At 74.4% G+C, this 17,556-nt stretch carries 18 protein-coding genes; 16 read left to right on the top strand and 2 right to left on the bottom strand.

What is annotated here, in order from left to right; translation table 11 throughout:
- Nucleotides 1-124: 124 nt before the first annotated feature.
- The 6 genes from murG (at nucleotide 125) to ftsZ (ending at nucleotide 7,051) form a co-directional block, all read left to right on the top strand.
- Nucleotides 125-1,207, top strand: a complete 1,083-nt coding sequence (murG, locus tag PKC53_RS09010) for an undecaprenyldiphospho-muramoylpentapeptide beta-N-acetylglucosaminyltransferase (protein ID WP_324428140.1) — start codon at nucleotides 125-127, stop codon at nucleotides 1,205-1,207.
- Between the two features lie 79 nt (nucleotides 1,208-1,286).
- Entirely contained in the window at nucleotides 1,287-2,699 is a 1,413-nt protein-coding gene (gene murC / locus PKC53_RS09005) for a UDP-N-acetylmuramate--L-alanine ligase (RefSeq protein ID WP_324428139.1), read from the top strand.
- Nucleotides 2,696-3,673, top strand: coding sequence for a D-alanine--D-alanine ligase (locus tag PKC53_RS09000; RefSeq protein ID WP_324428138.1), 978 nt, complete (start codon nucleotides 2,696-2,698; stop codon nucleotides 3,671-3,673). The genes murC and PKC53_RS09000 overlap by 4 nt, the downstream gene beginning before the upstream one ends.
- A 7-nt stretch (nucleotides 3,674-3,680) precedes the next feature.
- Nucleotides 3,681-4,487: a cell division protein FtsQ/DivIB gene (locus PKC53_RS08995; protein WP_324428137.1), complete on the top strand. Its 807-nt coding sequence runs from the start codon at nucleotides 3,681-3,683 to the stop codon at nucleotides 4,485-4,487.
- Nucleotides 4,488-4,490: 3 nt separating this feature from the next.
- Nucleotides 4,491-5,720, top strand: coding sequence for a cell division protein FtsA (gene ftsA, locus PKC53_RS08990; protein WP_324428136.1), 1,230 nt, complete (start codon nucleotides 4,491-4,493; stop codon nucleotides 5,718-5,720).
- 113 nt (nucleotides 5,721-5,833) lie between these two features.
- Nucleotides 5,834-7,051: a cell division protein FtsZ gene (gene ftsZ / locus PKC53_RS08985; protein ID WP_324428135.1), complete on the top strand. Its 1,218-nt coding sequence runs from the start codon at nucleotides 5,834-5,836 to the stop codon at nucleotides 7,049-7,051.
- Between the two features lie 387 nt (nucleotides 7,052-7,438).
- On the opposite strand, the gene PKC53_RS08980 is transcribed toward ftsZ, so the two are convergent.
- Together PKC53_RS08980 and PKC53_RS08975 are read right to left on the bottom strand one after the other, a co-directional pair.
- Nucleotides 7,439-8,335, bottom strand: a complete 897-nt coding sequence (locus PKC53_RS08980) for a DMT family transporter (protein ID WP_324428134.1) — start codon at nucleotides 8,333-8,335, stop codon at nucleotides 7,439-7,441.
- A 24-nt stretch (nucleotides 8,336-8,359) separates the two neighbouring features.
- Nucleotides 8,360-9,211 (bottom strand): MOSC N-terminal beta barrel domain-containing protein, encoded by an 852-nt coding sequence (locus tag PKC53_RS08975; protein ID WP_324428133.1) that lies wholly within the window; start codon nucleotides 9,209-9,211, stop codon nucleotides 8,360-8,362.
- A 131-nt stretch (nucleotides 9,212-9,342) separates the two neighbouring features.
- On the opposite strand from PKC53_RS08975, the gene gspE reads away from it, so the two are divergent.
- From gspE to PKC53_RS08925, 10 genes are read left to right on the top strand one after another with little or no spacing between them, the layout of a single operon-like run.
- The gene (gspE, locus tag PKC53_RS08970) at nucleotides 9,343-11,025 is read left to right on the top strand and encodes a type II secretion system ATPase GspE (protein ID WP_324428132.1); all 1,683 of its coding nucleotides are present in this window, start codon (nucleotides 9,343-9,345) and stop codon (nucleotides 11,023-11,025) included.
- Nucleotides 11,018-12,274 (top strand): type II secretion system F family protein, encoded by a 1,257-nt coding sequence (locus PKC53_RS08965; RefSeq protein WP_324428131.1) that lies wholly within the window; start codon nucleotides 11,018-11,020, stop codon nucleotides 12,272-12,274. The genes gspE and PKC53_RS08965 overlap by 8 nt, the downstream gene beginning before the upstream one ends.
- A 37-nt stretch (nucleotides 12,275-12,311) precedes the next feature.
- Nucleotides 12,312-12,758 carry a type II secretion system major pseudopilin GspG gene (gene gspG, locus PKC53_RS08960; RefSeq protein ID WP_324428130.1) on the top strand — a complete coding sequence of 149 codons (447 nt, stop codon included), beginning with the start codon at nucleotides 12,312-12,314 and terminating at the stop codon, nucleotides 12,756-12,758.
- Nucleotides 12,759-12,768: 10 nt separating this feature from the next.
- Nucleotides 12,769-13,239, top strand: a complete 471-nt coding sequence (locus PKC53_RS08955) for a GspH/FimT family pseudopilin (RefSeq protein WP_324428129.1) — start codon at nucleotides 12,769-12,771, stop codon at nucleotides 13,237-13,239.
- Nucleotides 13,236-13,658, top strand: a complete 423-nt coding sequence (locus PKC53_RS08950; protein ID WP_324428128.1) for a type II secretion system protein — start codon at nucleotides 13,236-13,238, stop codon at nucleotides 13,656-13,658. Before PKC53_RS08955 ends, PKC53_RS08950 begins: the two co-directional genes overlap by 4 nt.
- Nucleotides 13,655-14,338, top strand: coding sequence for a prepilin-type N-terminal cleavage/methylation domain-containing protein (locus PKC53_RS08945; protein ID WP_324428127.1), 684 nt, complete (start codon nucleotides 13,655-13,657; stop codon nucleotides 14,336-14,338). The genes PKC53_RS08950 and PKC53_RS08945 overlap by 4 nt, the downstream gene beginning before the upstream one ends.
- Complete coding sequence (locus tag PKC53_RS08940) at nucleotides 14,335-15,189, top strand: type II secretion system protein GspK (RefSeq protein WP_324428126.1); 855 nt, start codon at nucleotides 14,335-14,337, stop codon at nucleotides 15,187-15,189. The genes PKC53_RS08945 and PKC53_RS08940 overlap by 4 nt, the downstream gene beginning before the upstream one ends.
- Entirely contained in the window at nucleotides 15,190-16,347 is a 1,158-nt protein-coding gene (locus PKC53_RS08935; protein ID WP_324428125.1) for a PilN domain-containing protein, read from the top strand. It begins immediately after the preceding gene.
- Nucleotides 16,344-16,892 (top strand): type II secretion system protein GspM, encoded by a 549-nt coding sequence (gene gspM / locus PKC53_RS08930; protein WP_324428124.1) that lies wholly within the window; start codon nucleotides 16,344-16,346, stop codon nucleotides 16,890-16,892. Before PKC53_RS08935 ends, gspM begins: the two co-directional genes overlap by 4 nt.
- 16 nt (nucleotides 16,893-16,908) lie before the next feature.
- Complete coding sequence (locus PKC53_RS08925; RefSeq protein WP_324428123.1) at nucleotides 16,909-17,556, top strand: hypothetical protein; 648 nt, start codon at nucleotides 16,909-16,911, stop codon at nucleotides 17,554-17,556.

The raw sequence follows: 17,556 nt of genomic DNA, 5'->3' as shown, positions 1-17,556 counted from the left end.
CTCATGCGCGGAGGCCGCGCATGAGGGTTCTGTTCCGGCGAAGGCTCATGTCGCGAAGCGACGTGAAGCGCGCGCAGCGCGCGTGCCGCAGCCAGAACCGCCAGCTCATGCGCGGAGGCCGCGCATGAGCCATCTGGTGATCATGGCCGCGGGCACCGGCGGGCACGTCATTCCCGGCATCGCCGTCGCGCAGGAGATGCAGCGCCGCGGCTGGAGCGTCAGCTGGCTCGGCACGACCCGGGGCCTCGAGAGCACGCTGGTCCCGCCCACCGGCATCGCGCTCGACACGATCGGGTTCACGGGGCTGCGTGGCAAGGGCGCGATGGGGCTGCTGACCGGGGGCTTGCGCCTGCTCAAGGCCTTCGGCGAGTGCCTCGCGATCCTGCGCCGGCGCGGCGCCGACGCCGTGCTCGGCATGGGCGGCTACGTGTGCTTCCCCGGCGGCATGATGGCGTCGCTGCTGTCGCGGCCGCTGGTGCTGGTCAACGCCGACGCCGCGCTGCTGCTGAGCAACAAGGCGCTGCTGCCGGTGGCCGACCGCATCGCGTTCGGGTTCGACGGCGCGGCGGCCGCGAAGACGAAGCGCGCCGTCGTCACCGGCAACCCGGTGCGCGCCGAGATCGAGGCGCTGCCGCCGCCGGCGCAACGCTTCGCCGGCCGCGGCGGGCCTCTGAAGCTGCTCGTCGTCGGCGGCAGCCTGGGCGCGCAGCCGCTGAACCGCACGCTGCCCGCCGCGCTGGCCCGGCTCGCGCCGGGCGAGCGCCCGTCGGTGACGCACCAGACCGGCGCCGCGATGCACGCCGAGGTCGTCGCCGCCTACGCGCAAGCCGGCGTCGTCGCCGAGGTGCTGCCGTTCATCGACGACATGCACCGGCGCCTCGCCGACGCCGACCTGGTGGTGTGCCGCGCCGGCGCGATCACCGTCAGCGAGCTGTGCGTCGCCGGCGTGCCGTCGGTGCTGGTGCCCTTCGTCGTCAGCACCACCGCGCACCAGCGCGACAACGCGCAGTTCATGGCGCAGCACGGCGCGGCGGTCCACCTGCCGCAGGCCGAGCTGACGCCCGAGCGGCTGGCCGCGCTGCTGCGCGGGCTCGACCGCGAGGCGCTGCTCGCGATGGCCGAGCGTGCGCATGCACTGGCGCGCCCGCGCGCCGCGGCGCGCGTGGCCGACGAGATCGAGCGCCTGGTGAGAAAGGCCGCCGCATGAAGCTCGCCGTCATGCCCGCCCACTTCGTCGCGACCACGACGTGGCCGACGAAGGGTGGCGTCCCGTCGGAGGCCGGCGCATGAAGCACGCGGTCAAGCACATCCACTTCGTCGGCGTGGGCGGCGCGGGCATGAGCGGCATCGCCGAGATCCTGCACAACCTCGGCTACACGGTGTCGGGGTCGGACCAGAGCGACAGCGCGACCACGCGCCGGCTCGCGCAGCTGGGCGTGCGCGTGGCCATCGGTCACGACGCTGCGCACGTCGCCGGCGCCGAAGCGGTGGTCACGTCGACCGCGGTCGGGGGCGACAACCCCGAGGTGATTGCCGCGCGCGCGCGCCGCGTGCCGGTGGTGCCGCGCGCGGTGATGCTCGCCGAGCTGATGCGGCTGCGCAAGGGCATCGCCATCGCCGGCACGCACGGCAAGACGACGACGACGTCGCTGGTCACCAGCGTGCTCGCCGCCGCCGGCGTCGACCCGACCTTCGTCATCGGCGGCAAGCTGCACAGCGCCGGTGCGAACTCGCGGCTGGGCTCGGGCGAGTACATCGTCGTCGAGGCCGACGAGAGCGACGCGTCGTTCCTCAACCTGAACCCGATCCTGTCGGTCGTCACCAACATCGACGCCGACCACATGGACACCTACGGCCACGACTTCGCGCGGCTGAAGCAGGCCTTCGTCGACTTCCTGCACCGCATGCCGTTCTACGGCGCGGCGATCCTGTGCGGCGACGACCCCGGGGTGCGCTCGATCGTGCCGCTGGTCTCGCGCCCGGTGGTCACCTACGGTCTCGGCGCCGACGTGCAGGTGCGCGCGGTCGACGTGCAGGCGCTGCCCGGCGGGCAGATGCGCTTCGTCGCGCAGCGGCGCAACGGCGTCGCGATGCCCGACCTGGCGGTGACGCTGAACCTGCCCGGCGAACACAACGTGCGCAACGCGCTGGCGGCGATCGCGGTGGCCGCCGAGATCGAGCTACCCGACGAGCCCGTGGTGCGGGCTCTCGCGGCGTTCAGCGGCGTCGGCCGGCGCTTCGAGCGCCACGGCGACGTGCCGGCGATCGGCGGCGGCCACTTCACGCTGATCGACGACTACGGCCACCACCCGGTCGAGATGGCGGCGGTGCTCGCCGCCGCGCGCGGCGCGTTCCCGGGCCGGCGGCTGGTGCTCGCGTTCCAGCCGCACCGCTACACGCGCACGCGCGACTGCTTCGAGGACTTCGTCAAGGTCATGGGGCAGGCCGACGCGGTGCTGCTGACCGAGGTCTACGCCGCCGGCGAGGCGCCGATCGTGGCTGCCGACGGCCGCTCGCTGGCGCGCGCGCTGCGCGTGGCCGGGCGCCTCGAGCCGGTGTTCGTCGACGACGTGCGCGAGCTGGCGCAGGCGGTGGTCGACGTCGCGCGGGACGGCGACGTGGTGATCGTGATGGGCGCCGGCTCGATCGGCGCGGTGGCCGCCCAGGCGGCGGCGCTGGCGCGCGGGGAAGGCGCATGAACATCGACGTGAAGTCGCTCGGCAAGGTGGCGGTGCTGATGGGCGGCAGCAGCGCCGAGCGCGAGGTCAGCCTGATGTCGGGCAGCGGCGTGCTGCACGCGCTGAAGTCGCAGGGCGTCGACGCCTACGCGTTCGATCCCGCGGCCAGCGACCTGTGCGAGCTGAAGAAGGAAGGCTTCCGCCGCGCCTTCGTCGCGCTGCACGGCCGCCACGGCGAGGACGGCACCGTGCAGGGCGCGCTCGAGCTGCTGGGCATCCCCTACACGGGCAGCGGCGTGATGGCCAGCGCGATCGCGATGGACAAGGTGATGACCAAGCGCGTGTGGCGCGCCGAGGGGCTGCCCACGCCGCGCTGGGTGCTGCTCGAGCCGGGGCACCAGCAGCCGGCCGACACGCGCGCGGTGCCCGACGAACTGGGGCTGCCGCTGATCGTCAAGCCGCCGCGCGAAGGTTCGTCGATCGGCGTGACCCAGGTGCGCGGCTACTCGCAGATGCACGACGCCGTCGCGCTGTCGACCCGCTACGACCCCGACGTGCTGTGCGAGGAGTTCATCGACGGCGACGAGGTCACCTGCCCGGTGCTCGGCGAGGGCGAGCAGGCGGTGGCGCTGCCGGTGATCCGCATCGTCGCGCCCGAGGGCGCGTACGACTACCAGCACAAGTACTTCACCGACGACGTGCACTACCTCGTGCCCAGCGGGCTGCCGCAGGACGAGGAGCGCGAGATCCAGCGCCTGACGCTGGCGGCCTACCGCGCGCTCGGCTGCCGCGGCTGGGGCCGCGCCGACCTGATGGTGCGCGCGTCGGACCGCCGCGCGTTCCTGCTCGAGATGAACACCTCGCCGGGCATGACCGGACACTCGCTGGTGCCGATGTCGGCCAAGGCCGCGGGCATCTCCTACGAACGGCTGTGCCTGCAGCTGCTGGCGCAGGCGCGGCTCGACGCGTCGCCGGCGCCGGCCACCGCCGCCTGACCGACCGATGGCCGCCGTCACCCGCCCCGAGCCTCTGCCGGCCGACGTCCGGCTGATGAACGCCGTCGCCTGGGCGGTGTACGCGCTCGCCGCCGCGGTGCTGCTGGCCGCCGCGCTGGCCTGGGCGGCGAGGCAGCCGGCGTTCGCGCTGCGTCGCGTCGTCGTCGACGGCGAACTGGCGCGCAGCACCGCGCCGGCGCTGCGCGCGGCGGCGGCACCGCACCTGGCGGCGAGCTTCTTCTCGCTCGACCTGCCGGCCACCCGCGCCGCGTTCGAGTCGGTGCCGTGGGTGCGCCAGGCGGTGGTGCGCCGCGTGTGGCCCGACCGCGTGCGCGTGACGCTGGTCGAGCACCAGGCCGCCGCGCTGTGGGGCGCCGACGACGGCAACGACCGCCTGGTCAACACCTTCGGCGAGGTGTTCGAGGCCAACGTCGGCGACGTCGAGGACGAGGGCCTGCCGCGCTTCGACGGCCCCGAGGGCAGCGCGGCGCGCATGCTGGCGGCGTACCGGCAGCTCGCGCCGGTGTTCGCGCCGCTGCCCGCGCGCGTCGAGACGCTGCGCCTGAGCGGGCGCGGCTCGTGGCGCGTCGGGCTCGACAGCGGCGCCGCGATCGAGCTCGGCCGCGGCACGCCCGGCGCCGGCGAGGCCACCGAGCTGGTGGCGCGCGCCGAGCGCTTCGTGCGCACCGTCGGCCAGGTCGGTGCGCACTACCAGCGGCGGCTGCTGTACGCCGACCTGCGCCACGCCGACGGCTACGCCGTGCGGCTCGAAGGCATCACGACGACCCCGGACGCTGCGTCCCCCAAGAGATAAGACATGGCCAAGGAATACAAGGACCTCGTCGTCGGGCTCGACATCGGCACCGCCAAGGTGATGGCGGTGGTCGCCGAGGTGCTGCCCGGCGGCGAGCTGCGCGTGGCCGGGCTCGGCGTGGCCTCGTCGCACGGGCTCAAGCGCGGCGTCGTCGTCAACATCGACGCCACCGTGCAGAGCATCCAGCAGGCGCTGAAGGAGGCCGAGATGATGGCGGCCTGCAAGATCACGCGCGTGTACACCGGCATCACCGGCAGCCACATCCGCGGGCAGAACTCGCCGGGCATGGTGATCGTGCGCGACCGCGAGGTGACGCCCGCCGACGTCGCCCGCGTCGTCGAGACCGCGAAGGCGGTGAACATCCCGAACGACCAGCGGCTGCTGCTCGTCGAGCCGCAGGAGTTCATCATCGACGGCCACGAGGTCAAGGAGCCGATCGGCATGAGCGGCGGGCGCCTCGAGGTCAAGGTGCACATCGTCACCGGCGCGCAGAGCGCGGCCGAGAACATCGTCAAGTGCGTGCGCCGCTGCGGCCTCGAGGTCGAGATGCTGGTGCTCAACCCCAGCGCCAGCAGCCACGCGGTGCTCACCGACGACGAGAAGGACCTCGGCGTGGCGATGGTCGACATCGGCGCCGGCACCACCGACGTGCAGATCTACACCGACGGCAGCGTGCGCCACACCGCGGTGATCCCGATCGCGGGCGACCTGATCACCAGCGACATCGCGATGGCGCTGCGCACGCCGACCAAGGACGCCGAGGAGATCAAGGTCGAGCACGGCGTGGCCAAGCAGCTGCTCGCCGACCCGGGCGAGCAGGTCGAGGTGCCCGGCCTCGGCGACCGCGGCCCGCGCATGCTCAGCCGCCAGGCGCTGGCCGGCGTGATCGAGCCGCGCGTCGAGGAGATCTTCTCGCTGGTGCACCAGGTGATCCGCGACAGCGGCTACGAGGAGCTGCTGTCCAGCGGCGTGGTGCTCACCGGCGGCTCGGCGGTGATGCCGGGCATGGTCGAGCTCGGCGAGGACATCTTCCTCAAGCCGGTGCGCAAGGGCCTGCCGACCTACGGCGGGGCGCTGTCGGACATGGTGGCCAACCCGCGCTCGGCCACCGTGATGGGACTGCTCGAGGAGGCGCGGCTGGCGCGCACGCGCGGCCACAAGGCGGCGCAGCAGGCCGGTTCGGTGAAGAGCTTCGTGACGCGGGCGAAGGACTGGTTCTTGGGGAACTTCTGATGAAGGTGACAAGAAAGGGGCGGCGACGACGACACGCCACGCCCCGCGCTCTTTGGACGGTGAAAGTGGATGGTCTGGCTGGAACGGATGGCAACTGCACACAGGAGGTCGAGATGCCCATCGAGATGATCGAGGAATTCACGGAAGGCACGCAGATCCGCGTGATCGGCGTCGGCGGCGGCGGCGGTAACGCGGTCGAGCACATGATCGAGCACGGCGTGCAGGGGGTGCAGTTCATCTGCGCCAACACCGACGCGCAGGCGCTCAACCTCAGCCACGCGCCGCACGTGATCCAGCTCGGCAACACCGGGCTGGGCGCCGGCGCCAAGCCCGAGGCCGGGCGCGCGGCGGCCGAGGAGGCGGTCGACCGCATCCGCGACGCGATCGACGGCGCGCACATGCTGTTCATCACCGCCGGCATGGGCGGCGGCACCGGCACCGGCGCGGCGCCGGTGATCGCGCGCGTGGCCAAGGAGATGGGCATCCTGACCGTCGGCGTGGTGACCAAGCCGTTCGAGTTCGAAGGCAACCGCCGCATGAAGGCCGCCGACCAGGGCGTCGCCGAGCTCGAGGCCAACGTCGACAGCCTGATCGTCGTGCTCAACGAGAAGCTGCTCGAGGTGCTGGGCGACGACGTGACGCAGCACCAGGCCTTCGCGCACGCCAACGACGTGCTGAAGAACGCGGTGGGCGGCATCAGCGACATCATCCACGTGCCGGGGCTGGTCAACGTCGACTTCGAGGACGTGAAGACGGTGATGAGCGAGCCGGGCAAGGCGATGATGGGCACCGCGCAGGCGGGCGGCCCCGACCGCGCGAGCAAGGCCGCCGAGTCGGCGGTGGCCTGTCCGCTGCTCGAGGGCATCGACCTGTCGGGCGCGCGCGGCGTGCTGGTGCTGATCGCCGCGAGCAAGAACACCTTCAAGCTCAACGAGAGCAAGAAGGTGATGGACTGCATCCGCCGCTACGCCGCCGACGACGCGCACGTGATCTTCGGCACCGCGTACGACGACGAGCTGGGCGACCAGATGCGCGTCACGGTGATCGCCACCGGCCTGAGCCCGGCGAGCAGGCGCCAGGCCGCGCCGATCAGTGTGGTGCACAGCCAGCCGGCGCTGCGCACCGGCACCGACGGGCTGCCGACGCTGCACGCGCCGGTCGCCACGGCGCCGGCGCAGGCCGCGCCCGCGGCGGCGCACGACTACACCGGGCTCGCGGTGCCCAGCGTGTGGCGCCACGGCCGCACCGCCGCGGCGAAGGTCGACGCGCTGGCGAGCAACGGCATGGACGAGATCGAGATTCCGGCGTTCCTGCGCAAGCAGGCGGATTGAAGTCGACCACCCCCGAAGCGCCTTCGGCGCATCCACGCCCTCGCGCAGCTCGGGCGGTTCACGAGGCGCTCGGATCTGCGCAGGCAGACCCGAGCGTCCGCGCTCACCCCCCTCGAGGGGGCACCGCCTGCGGACCGGCACAGCCGGATCCGCGGCGGTCGCTTGACGGTGTTGCGGTCGCGTTCGGGTGGCGCTTGCACGAGCGACGTCTGTTCGGCTGCTGCTGAACTCGACCGTCGCACTTCGTGGCGGCGTGCCGGCCGAGGCCGGCGCCACCGCCGATGGCGTCGGTGTGCCGCACGCGCGGCGCCATCGCCGACGCGAGCGCGACCGCGATCGCCCTGCTCGCCAGCAGGGCGTGGGCAACAGCCCTCGCCGCGATGCGCGTCAACCCCGCTCGTCGCGCCGCAGCATCATCACGTTGCCGGCCACCGCCAGCGCCGCGCCCAGCGCCGCGGCCAGGTCGGGGCGGTAGCCTTCGAAGGCCACCGACACCGCCAGCGCGAGCAGCGGCGTCATCACGCCGATCGCCGAGCTGCGCCCGGGGCCCAGGCGGTCGAGCAGGCTCAGGTACGCGGCGAAGGTCAGCACCGAGCCGGCCAGCGCCAGGTAGCCCAGCGCGGCCCACCAGCGCCACGTGGCCGGCGGCAGCGGGTCGTGGCCGGCGACGGCCACCAGCGCCCAGCTCAGCAGCGCGCCCCAGGCCATGCCGTAGCCCAGCGCCGGCCAGAACGGGATCTGCCGCTCGCGGTTGCGGCTGGCGATCAGGCTGCCCGCCGACGACAACAGCACCGCCAGCACCGTCAGCGCCGCACCCAGCGCGACCGCGCCGGTCGCGTCGGCGGCGCGGAACTGCGGCGCGAAGATCAGCGCCACGCCGGCCACGCCGGCCACGCCGGCGACGCCGCCGGCGACGAAGCGGCGCGCCAGCGGCGCACCGAACAGCCAGTGCGCGCCCAGGCCGTTGACCAGCGGCGACGCCGCGTAGCCCACCGCCACCAGCCCCGACGGGACGTGCCGCTCGGCGTGGTAGATCGCCACGTAGGACAGCGAGAACATGAACGCCCCCTGCGCGGCCAGCCGCAGGTGCTGCGCGGCGCCGAAACGCAGCCGCCCGCCGCGCGCCGCCCACGCCGCCAGCGCCACCGCCGCGGCCAGCGTGAAGCGCCACGCCACGCCGACCTCGGGCGCGGTGGCGTCGATCTGCCAGGTGATCGCGTACCAGGTCGTGCCCCAGGTGAGCACGCACAGCGCGAACAGCTGCCAGCTCGGCAGGGCCTGCATCGGGCGCGGCGCCGCGGCGGGCGGCTAGAACGCGATCGTCGCCGTACCGCGGGCGCCCGCGCGCAGCGTGCGCTCGACGCCCTCGACGATCACCGCGTTCATGCCGAAGGTCGGTGCGCCGCCCATGCGGGCGTCGGCGCGGTAGCCGGCCAGCGTGTCGCCGGGTTCGGTGCCCCGCTCGCCGGTGGCCGGGTCGACGTTCGGGATCGTGCAGCGCGTGCACGGCTTGGTCAGCTTCAGCACCACCGGGCCCTCGGGCGTGTCGAACGTGACCGTGTCGACGAAGTCCTCGCCGTGCGCGTCGAGCCCGTCGAGCACGATGTTCGGGCGCAGGCGCGCCATCGTCACCGGCGCGTGGCCGCGCGCGGCCAGCCGCCGGTTCAGTTCGTCGAGCGACGCCGTCGACGCGACGAGCAGCGGGAAGCCGTCGGCGAACGCGGCCTCGGCGTCGACGCCGCCGCTCCACGCCGGGTCGCAGCGGCGGCGCTGCCCGGGGTCGAAGCGCACCAGCCGCAGCGTGCGGCCGGCGAAGTCGCTGAACCACTGCGCGGCGAGGTCGCCCATGTCGTAGGCCGCCACCTCGTCGTCCCACACGCGCACGCGGCAAGCGCCTTCGACCGCGTCGAGCGACAGGTGCAGCGCCAGCATGCCCGGCGCGCGCAGCAGCAGGTCGCTGTGGCGCAGCGTCGGCTGCACCAGCTGCAGCCGCGGCAGCTCGCGCTGGCTGACGAACCCGCCGGCCTCGTCGACCAGCATCCACGCGCGGTCGAACTCGAGCCCGGTCTCGACCAGCAGCACCTCGTCGACGGCGATGCCGGCGCAGGACTTGATCGGGTGGACGTGAAGCGAGTGGATCGTCAGGTTCGGCTCTTGCACGGCGCAGCGTCGGGCGGCAGTCGGGACCGCGGCATTGTGTCACCGGCCACCGCGGCGCCCTGGCGCGATGCGCACGGGGTGCATGCGAGAATCCGCCGCCCCGGCCCCCGCGAAACCCCGCTCCCGCGTCGATGTCCTCCGACCAAGCCCTCGGCGAGTTGCTTGTCGAGCTTGGCAAGCTCGGCGCCCGCGACCTCGAGCGCGCGCTCGCCGCGCGCGAGGAGCTCGGCCAGCGGCTGCCCGACATCCTGGTGCAGCTCGGGCTGGTGTCCGAGCTCGACATGGCGCAGGCGCGCAGCCGCCTGCACGGCGTGCCCTTCGTCGCCGCCGAAGACCTGCCCGACGCCGGCCCCGAACTCGAGTCGCTGCCCGCCGCGTTCCTCGCCACGCACCGCGCGCTGCCGCTGGCGCGCGACGGCGACTCGCTCAGCGTCGCGGTGGCCGACCCCGGCGACGCGTACCTGCTCAAGGCGCTGCGGCTGGCCACCGGGATGCAGCTGCAGGTCAGCGTCGCCGCACCGAGCGCGATCGACCGCGCGCTGGCCGAACGCGGCAGCGCGACGGCCGACGAGCAGGCGATCGACGCCGACGAGGCCGTCGACTCCGGCGAGTTCCTCGAGAACCTGAAGGACCTCGCCAGCGAGGCGCCGGTGATCCGGCTGGTGAACAACCTGATCGGGCGCGTCGTCGACCTGCGTGCGTCGGACATCCACCTCGAGCCGTTCGACGACGGCCTGCACGTGCGCTACCGCGTCGACGGCGCGCTCGACACCGCCGAGGTGCTCGCGCCGCGCCAGGGCGCGGCGGTGACCTCGCGCGTCAAGCTGCTGGCGCACCTGGACATCGCCGAGCGCCGCCTGCCGCAGGACGGGCGCATCCGCACCCGCGTCAAGGGCCGCGAGCTCGACCTGCGCGTGTCGACGCTGCCCAGCGTGCACGGCGAGAGCGTGGTCATGCGCGTGCTCGACCGCGCCAGCGTGCGCCTCGGGCTGGCCGACATGGGCCTGGCCGACGACACGCTCGGGCAGCTGCAGGCGATGCTGGCGCGCCCGCACGGCATCCTGCTGGTCACCGGCCCCACCGGCGCCGGCAAGACGACCACGCTGTACGCCGGCCTGTCGCAGCTCGACGCGGCGACGAACAAGATCGTCACGGTCGAGGACCCGGTCGAGTACCAGCTGCCGGGCATCGTGCAGATCCAGGTGCACGCGCAGATCGGGCTGAGCTTCGCGCACGCGCTGCGCTCGATCCTGCGCCAGGACCCCGACATCGTGATGATCGGCGAGATGCGCGACGGCGAGACCGCGCAGATCGCGGTGCAGGCCGCGCTGACCGGGCACCTCGTGCTGTCGACGCTGCACACCAACAACGCCGCCAGCGCGGTGGTGCGCCTGCTCGACATGGGCGTCGAGCGCTACCTGATCACCTCGACGGTCAACGGCGTCGTCGCGCAGCGGCTGGTGCGCACGCTGTGCCCGGCGTGCAAGGAGGCCTACGTGCCGGGTCCCGAGTGGCTGCGCTCGACCGGGCTGCAGCGCCACGTCGCGCCGGGCGCGCCGCTGTACCGCGCACGCGGCTGCGCGCAGTGCCGCGGCACCGGCTACCGCGGGCGCGCCGGCATCTTCGAGCTGCTCGTCGTCGACGAGGCGATGCGACGCGCGATCCTCGACGGCGCCGACGCGTCGGCGCTGCACGCGCTGGCCACGCAGGCGGGCATGCGCACGCTGCACGACGACGGGCTGCGCCGCGTCGCCGCCGGCGCGACGACGATCGAGGAAGTCACGCGCGTGACGCAAGACCAGGGCGATGCCTGAGTTCGCCTGGCGTGCCGTCGAGGCGTCGGGGCGCACGGCGCGCGGGCGCATCGACGCCGCGAGCGCCGAGCAGGCGCTGCTGCGGCTCAAGGCGCAGGGGCTGGTGCCGCTGGCCGTCGAGCCCGCCGATGCCGCCGCACCGGCGGCCGTCGCGTCCGCGTCGCCGTCCGAGCGGCCGGGCGCGCGCGCGCCGCGCCGCTGGCGGCGCGACGCCGGCGTCGACCGCCGCGACGTGCTCGACCTGACGCACGAGCTGGCGGTGATGCTGCGCGCCGGCCTGCCGCTGGCCTACGCGCTGCGCGTGCTGATCGACATGAGCGCCAAGCCGCGCGTGCGCGCGCTGCTGCAGCAGGTGCTCGACGACGTCAAGGACGGCGCGCCGCTGAGCCGCGCGCTGGGCCGCCACGGCGCGCTGTTCGGCCCGTTCTACCTGAGCATGGTGCGCGCCGGCGAGGCCAGCGGCCAGCTGGCGCACACGCTCGAGCGTCTGGCCGAGCACATCGCGCGGCTGGCCGCGCTGCGCGAGAACGTCGTCTCGGCGGCCACCTACCCGGCGATCCTGCTGGTCGTCGCGGTGCTGTCGCTGGCCGGCATGATCGGCTTCGTCGTGCCGCAGTTCGAGCAGCTGTTCGCCGACATGGGCGACGCGGTGCCGCTGGCCACGCGCGCCGTGCTGGCGCTGAGCCACCACGTGCGCGACTGGGGCGTGGCGTGGGCGGTGGCGGCGGTCGCCGTCGGCTGGGCGCTGCTGCGCTGGGCGCGCACGCCCGCCGGGCAGTTGCGCGTGCAGGCCGCGCTGCTGCGCGTGCCGCTGGTCGGGCCCATCGTGCACCGCTTCGAGCTGGCGGTGTTCGCGCGCACGCTGGGCACGCTGGTGGGCCACGGCGTGCCGCTGCTGGCGGCGCTGGACATCGGCGTCGACACGGTGTCGAACCGGCCGCTGCGCCGCGCGCTGCAGGGCATGGTCGCGCCGGTCAAGTCGGGCGCGCGGCTGGCGCAGGTGATGGCCGACACGCGCCAGTTCGAGCCGCTGGCGGTCAACCTGGTGCGCGTCGGCGAGGAGACCGGCCGCCTCGGCCCGATGCTCATCGAGCTGGCCGACCTCACCGACCAGCGCGTCGAGACCGGCCTCAAGCGCATGCTCACGCTGCTCGAGCCGGCGCTGATCGTCGTGCTCGGCGCGCTGGTCGCCGGCATCATCGTCTCGATCCTGCTGGGCATCCTGTCGGTCAACGAGATCGCGGTATGATGATTTTTTCCCCGTACCGGTCGCAGCGACCGTGCCGATGAAGCGCCTGTTTTCCCTGTCCCGCCCGTCGTCTTCCGGCCGCGCGCGCGGCTTCACGCTGATCGAACTGCTCGTCGTGCTCGCCATCCTGGCGCTGCTGGCCGGGCTGGTCGGTCCGCGCGTGCTCAACCAGCTCGGCGGCGCGAAGTCGAAGACCGCGACGGTGCAGATCGCCGACCTCGAGAAGGCGCTCGAGCTGTTCAAGCTCGACGTCGGGCGCTTCCCGACCAGCGAGGAGGGCCTGAACGCGCTCGTCGCGCAGCCGCCGGCGGTGTCGGCCGGCTGGGCCGGCCCGTACCTGAAGGGTTCGGTGCCCGCCGACCCCTGGGGGCGCGCGTACCAGTACAAGCTCAACGGCGATGGTTCCGTCGAGATCGTCTCGCTGGGCGCCGACGGCGCGGCCGGCGGCGAGGGCGAGAACGCCGACCTGCGCAACACGCGCTGATCGCGGCGCCGTGCCGCGCAGCGCGGGCGTCGCGCGTCGCGCCGGCGGCTTCACGCTGATCGAGCTGCTGGTCGCGCTGGCCATCGTCGGCCTGATGGTCGCCGTGGTGCCCACCGCGCTCGAGCGCCTGCGCGACTCGATGCGCTACCGCGACACGGTGCGCGCCGTCGTCACCGACCTGCGTGCGGCGCGCCAGAAGGCGCTGGCCGAGGGCAGCGAGGTGCGCTTCGTCGTCGACCTCGCGCAGGGCCGCTTCGGCCTCGACGGACGCGAACTGCACGCGCTGCAGCCGCCGCTGCAGATGCGCGTGACCGTGGCCGGCATCGAGTGGTCCGAGCAGCAGGTCGGCGCGATCCGCTTCCTGCCGCAGGGCGGCGCCACCGGCGGCAGCGTCGACGTGCTGCGCCCGCAGGGCGGCGGCGTGCGCATCACGGTCGACTGGCTGTCGGCGGCGGTGTCGCAGGCGCCGATCACGCCATGACGCGCCGGCGCTGCGCGCACCGCTTCTCGCGCGGCTTCTCGCTGCTCGAACTGCTGGTGGCCGTCGCGGTGATGGGGCTGGCGCTGACGCTGCTGTACCAGGTCGACGCCGGCGCGGTGCGCGGCGTGGCCGACCACGCGGCGCAGCACCGCGCCGGCGTGCTGGCACGCTCGATCCTCGATGCGCGCGACGCGGTGCCGGCCGACGGCTGGCACGAGGCCGGCGACGACGGCGGCTTCGCGTGGCGCGTGTCGTCGGTGCCGTGGCCGACGCCGCCGGGGCTCGACGCCACCGCGCCGGCGCTGCACGAGGTGGTGGTCAGCGTGCAGTGGCCGGGGCGCGGCACGGCGCCGCACGCGCTCGAGTTGCGCACGCTGCTGCCGCAGTCGCGACCGCTGCCCGGGGAGTCGCCGCGGTGAGGCGCGCATCGCCGGGGCCCGCGCGCGAGCGCGGCATGACGCTGGTCGAGGTGGTCGTCGCGACCGCGGTGCTGTCGCTGGTCGTGCTCGTGCTCGGCGCGTCGCTGCGCAGCATGGCGCAGTCGTCGCAGCGCATCGACGAACGCGTCGACGCGATCGACGAGATGCGCGTGGGCGTCGGCTTCCTGCGCGAGGTGCTCGCCCGCGTGGTGCCGCTGCGCGTGCCTGCGCCCGGGCAGGGCCTGCTGTTCACCGCCGCGGCGCAGGAGATGGCCTGGGTGGCCGTGATGCCGGCGCGCTTCGGCGCCGCGGGGCGGCACCACTTCAGGCTCGCCGTCGAGACGCTCGACGACGGCAGCGCGGGCCTGGTGCTGCGTCACGCGCCGTGGGCCGGCGAGACGGTGTGGCCCGACTGGGCGCTGGCCGAGTCGCGTGTGCTGGTGCCGCGCGTCGAGCGCTTCGAACTGCGCTACGGCGGCGACGGCGTCGACGCGGGCTGGCGGCCCGCGTGGCCCGACGAGTCCACGCCCGCGACGGCGCGCGGGACGCGGCTGCCGCCGCGCGTGCGCATCGACCTGGCCACCGCCACGCAGGTCTGGCCGCCGGTCATCGTGCCGTTGCGCACGCAGGCGGCGCGCGGCGCCGACGGCGGCTTCGTCATCGGAGGACAGACGCAGTGAGCGCCTTGGACGCGGTCGGTGCGGCGAGTCGCCCCGCACGCGGCGTCGCGCTGATCGCGGTGCTGTGGATCGTCGCCGCGCTCGCCGTGCTCGTCACCGGCGTCGTGCAGGCGCAGCGCAGCGAGCTGCGGCTGGCCGGCGTCGCGCGCGCCGGCCTGGTCGGCGAAGCCGCGGGTCAGGCGGCGATCCACCTGGTGCTGCAGCGCATGGCCGGCGGCGGCGCGCGCGTCGACCGGCTGACACGCACCGGCGTCGACTACGACGGCCGCACGATCGCCGTCGAGGTGATGCCGATGACCGGCCTCGTCGACCTGAACCAGGCGGCCGCGCCGCTGCTGGCGGCGCTGCTGCAGCGCGTCGGCGGCCTCGACGAGCCGCAGGCGCGCACGCTGGCCGACACGCTGGTGGCCCGCCGCGCCGCCGGCGCCGACGCGCTGCTCGACGCCCCCGAGGAACTGCTGTCGCTGCCCGGGGTCGACTACGACCTCTTTGTTAGACTCGCGCCTTTCGTGACGACCGGTTCGCGCGGCGGCGGTCGCGTCAACGCGCTGGCCGCGCCGTACGACATGCTGCTGTTCCTCGCCGGGGGCAACGCGGCGGTGGCGCAGCGGATCGCGGACGACCGCGACGCCGGCGTCGCCGCGATCGACACCACCCGACTCGAAGGCGCTTTCATCGATGCCACGGTCAGCAGCCGTTACCGGATCACGGCCCGGGTGCCCCTGCCCGACGGCGCGCAGGTGCTCGCCGTGCGCGACGTCGACCTGGCGGCCGCAGCGGGGCAGGCCGCGCCCTGGCAGACGCTGCGCGCATCGACCCGCTGGGTCGCCGCCGCGCGCGACGGAGGCTGAGTGAACGGCACGACGGGCACCGTGACGGCCCACGCCGCGCATCAGCGCGGCCTCGACCTGCCCGCGCAACAGCGCGGCCTCGGCCTGCCCGCGCAACAGCGCGGCGTGGATCTGCCCGCGCCGCCGCGCGGCGTGGACCTGGGCGCGCTGATGCACGCGCTGGTGCAGCCGTGGCGCGAACTGCACCGCTGGCCGCCGCTGTCGTGGCTGATGCCGCAGCCGCACGTGTGCCTGCTGCAGGCCGACGGCGGCGTCTCGCGCTGGGCCGGCGACGCGCCGGTGCCGGGCGACGCGCGTTCGGCGCCGTTCACTGCCGTCGAGCTGCCCGAGCCCATCCGGCTGGACTGCCGGCTGCAACTGCCGGCGATGTCCAGTGTCGACCTGCACGCCGCGGTGGCGCTCGAGGTGCGCACCGCCAGCCCGTTCGAGGCTTCCGACCTGGCCTGGGGCTACCGCGCACGCGAAGCCGGCGCCGGCCTCGCGGTGCACGCGGTGCTGGCGTCGCGCCGCGCCGTCGACCAGCACCTCGCGGCCTGCGCCGACCGTCTGGCCGGGCGCACCGCGCCCGAGGTGTGGGCGCGCGACGACGCCGGTCGTGCCGTCGTGCTGCAGGGCTACGGCGAGGCGGCGCGCGAACGCCGCGCGGTGCGCGGCCGCTGGAGCGTCTATGCGCTGCTCGCGCTGGCGCTGGCGCTCGGCGCCGCGGCCGCGGTCACGCCCACGGTGCAGCTCAAGCTGCGCGCGATGCAGGCGGCCGCGGCGATGCAGGAGGTCGAGGCCCGCATGGCGCCGCTGCTGGCGCAGCGCGAGGCGCTGGTGCGCACGCAGGGCGACATCGATGCGCTGCACGGCCTGATCGCCGAGCGCGTCGAGCCGCTGGCGGTGCTGGACCTGCTCACCCAGCTGATCCCCGACGACACCTTCCTGCAGCGGCTGCAGGTGCAGGGCACGAAGGTGACGATCAGCGGCCAGACGCCGAACACCGCGGCGCTGATGAACGCGCTCAGCGGCCACCCCGACGTGCGCGACGTGCGGTCGCCGTCGGCGGCCACGCGCGCGATGGGCGGCGGGCGCGAGAACTTCACGATCGAGCTGACCCTGTCGCCGTCGTCGCCGCCATCGTCGGCGGCCGGCCAGCCTGGAGGGAAGTCGTCGTGAGGCGTGGCGACGCCGCGCCATGGGCATGGGCCGTGTGGTTGCTGGTGCTGGCCGGCGCGCTGGCCTACGGCGCCTGGCGCGTGTGGGGCGTGCACGAGGGCGCGCGCGCGCACATCGAGTCGGTCGAGCCGCGCTACGCGCGGCTGCTCGGCCTGGCCGACCAGCGCGAACGCCTCGGCGTCGCACTGGACGGTGCGCGCCAGTCGCTCGAGCGGCACGCGTATCCGGCCAGCCGCGACGTCAGCCAGGCGGGCAACGACGCGCAGCAGCGCGCGCGCGACGTGTTCACCAAGGCCGGTCTCGACGTGGTCAGCATCCAGTTGCTGCCCGCGAAAGCCGCCGACCGCTTCGACCGCATCGTGATCACGCTGCGCCTCGAGGGCGAGCTGACCGCGCTGCAGACGGCGCTGGCGGCACTGCCGACGATGGCGCCGTCGTTGTTCGTCCAGGGCTTCAACGTGCAGGGCGCGGGCGCGCTGCAGCCCGACCGCCCGCTGCGCGTGGTCGCGCAGCTCGAGCTGTTCGCGCTGCGGGCGCGCTCCTGAGCGTGGCGAGGTCGTCGTGAGGCGTCTCGTGCTGCCGATGCTCGTCGTGCTCAACCTGGCGCTGGCCGGCCTGCTCGCGTGGCTGTGGTTCACGCCCACCGGCGCGTTGCGCGACCTGCGCTGGCAGCCGCCGCAGCCGGTGCCGCCGGCGCTGGCCGACGCCCGGGCGCTGCCCAACGTCGACATCGACGTCGCGCGCTACGTGGCCACCCTCGAGCGTCCGCTGTTCGTGCCGACGCGCCGGCCGCCTCCGCCGCCGCAGGCGGTGGCTTCCGCCCCCGTCGCCGATCCGCTGCCGCAGATCAGGCTGCTCGGCCTGTACGGCAACGACCAGGTCGGCGGCGTGATCGCGTCGATCGACGGGCAGGTGAGGCGCCTCAGGGTCGGCGAGTCGATCGGCAGTTGGTCGGTCAAGGAGGTGCGGCGCAACGAGGTGGTCATCGCGCGTGCCGACGACGTGCGCACCATCGCTCTCGTGCGCAGTGCGTCGGACGCGGCGGTGCCTGACACCGTCGCGGCCGGCGACTCCGCGCGCTCCGGCACCGCCTCCACTCCCACCGCGCAGGCGCAGCGCCAGCGCGACATCGAGCGCGCGCGCAATCAGGTGCGGCGCATGAACGTGCTGCGTGCGCGCAGCGGCCTGCCGCCCTTGCCCGAACCGTGA

It is taken from the genome of Azohydromonas sp. (genome assembly GCF_035325925.1).
Taxonomy (GTDB): domain Bacteria; phylum Pseudomonadota; class Gammaproteobacteria; order Burkholderiales; family Burkholderiaceae_C; genus Calidifontimicrobium.
Note: the sequence above shows the minus strand (reverse complement) of the source record. Positions and strands in the feature narration are given on the sequence as shown.

Bases quoted from the DNA above. Each gene is read 5' to 3' on its own strand.
- PKC53_RS08950 (WP_324428128.1), top strand. From the start codon at position 13,236: ATGACGCGCCGGCGCTGCGCGCACCGCTTCTCGCGCGGCTTCTCGCTG.
- murC (WP_324428139.1), top strand. From the start codon at position 1,287: ATGAAGCACGCGGTCAAGCACATCCACTTCGTCGGCGTGGGCGGCGCG.
- PKC53_RS08965 (WP_324428131.1), top strand. From the start codon at position 11,018: ATGCCTGAGTTCGCCTGGCGTGCCGTCGAGGCGTCGGGGCGCACGGCG.
- PKC53_RS08995 (WP_324428137.1), top strand. From the start codon at position 3,681: ATGGCCGCCGTCACCCGCCCCGAGCCTCTGCCGGCCGACGTCCGGCTG.
- murG (WP_324428140.1), top strand. From the start codon at position 125: ATGAGCCATCTGGTGATCATGGCCGCGGGCACCGGCGGGCACGTCATT.
- PKC53_RS09000 (WP_324428138.1), top strand. From the start codon at position 2,696: ATGAACATCGACGTGAAGTCGCTCGGCAAGGTGGCGGTGCTGATGGGC.
- ftsA (WP_324428136.1), top strand. From the start codon at position 4,491: ATGGCCAAGGAATACAAGGACCTCGTCGTCGGGCTCGACATCGGCACC.
- ftsZ (WP_324428135.1), top strand. From the start codon at position 5,834: ATGCCCATCGAGATGATCGAGGAATTCACGGAAGGCACGCAGATCCGC.
- gspG (WP_324428130.1), top strand. From the start codon at position 12,312: ATGAAGCGCCTGTTTTCCCTGTCCCGCCCGTCGTCTTCCGGCCGCGCG.
- gspE (WP_324428132.1), top strand. From the start codon at position 9,343: ATGTCCTCCGACCAAGCCCTCGGCGAGTTGCTTGTCGAGCTTGGCAAG.
- PKC53_RS08980 (WP_324428134.1), bottom strand. From the start codon at position 8,335: ATGCAGGCCCTGCCGAGCTGGCAGCTGTTCGCGCTGTGCGTGCTCACC.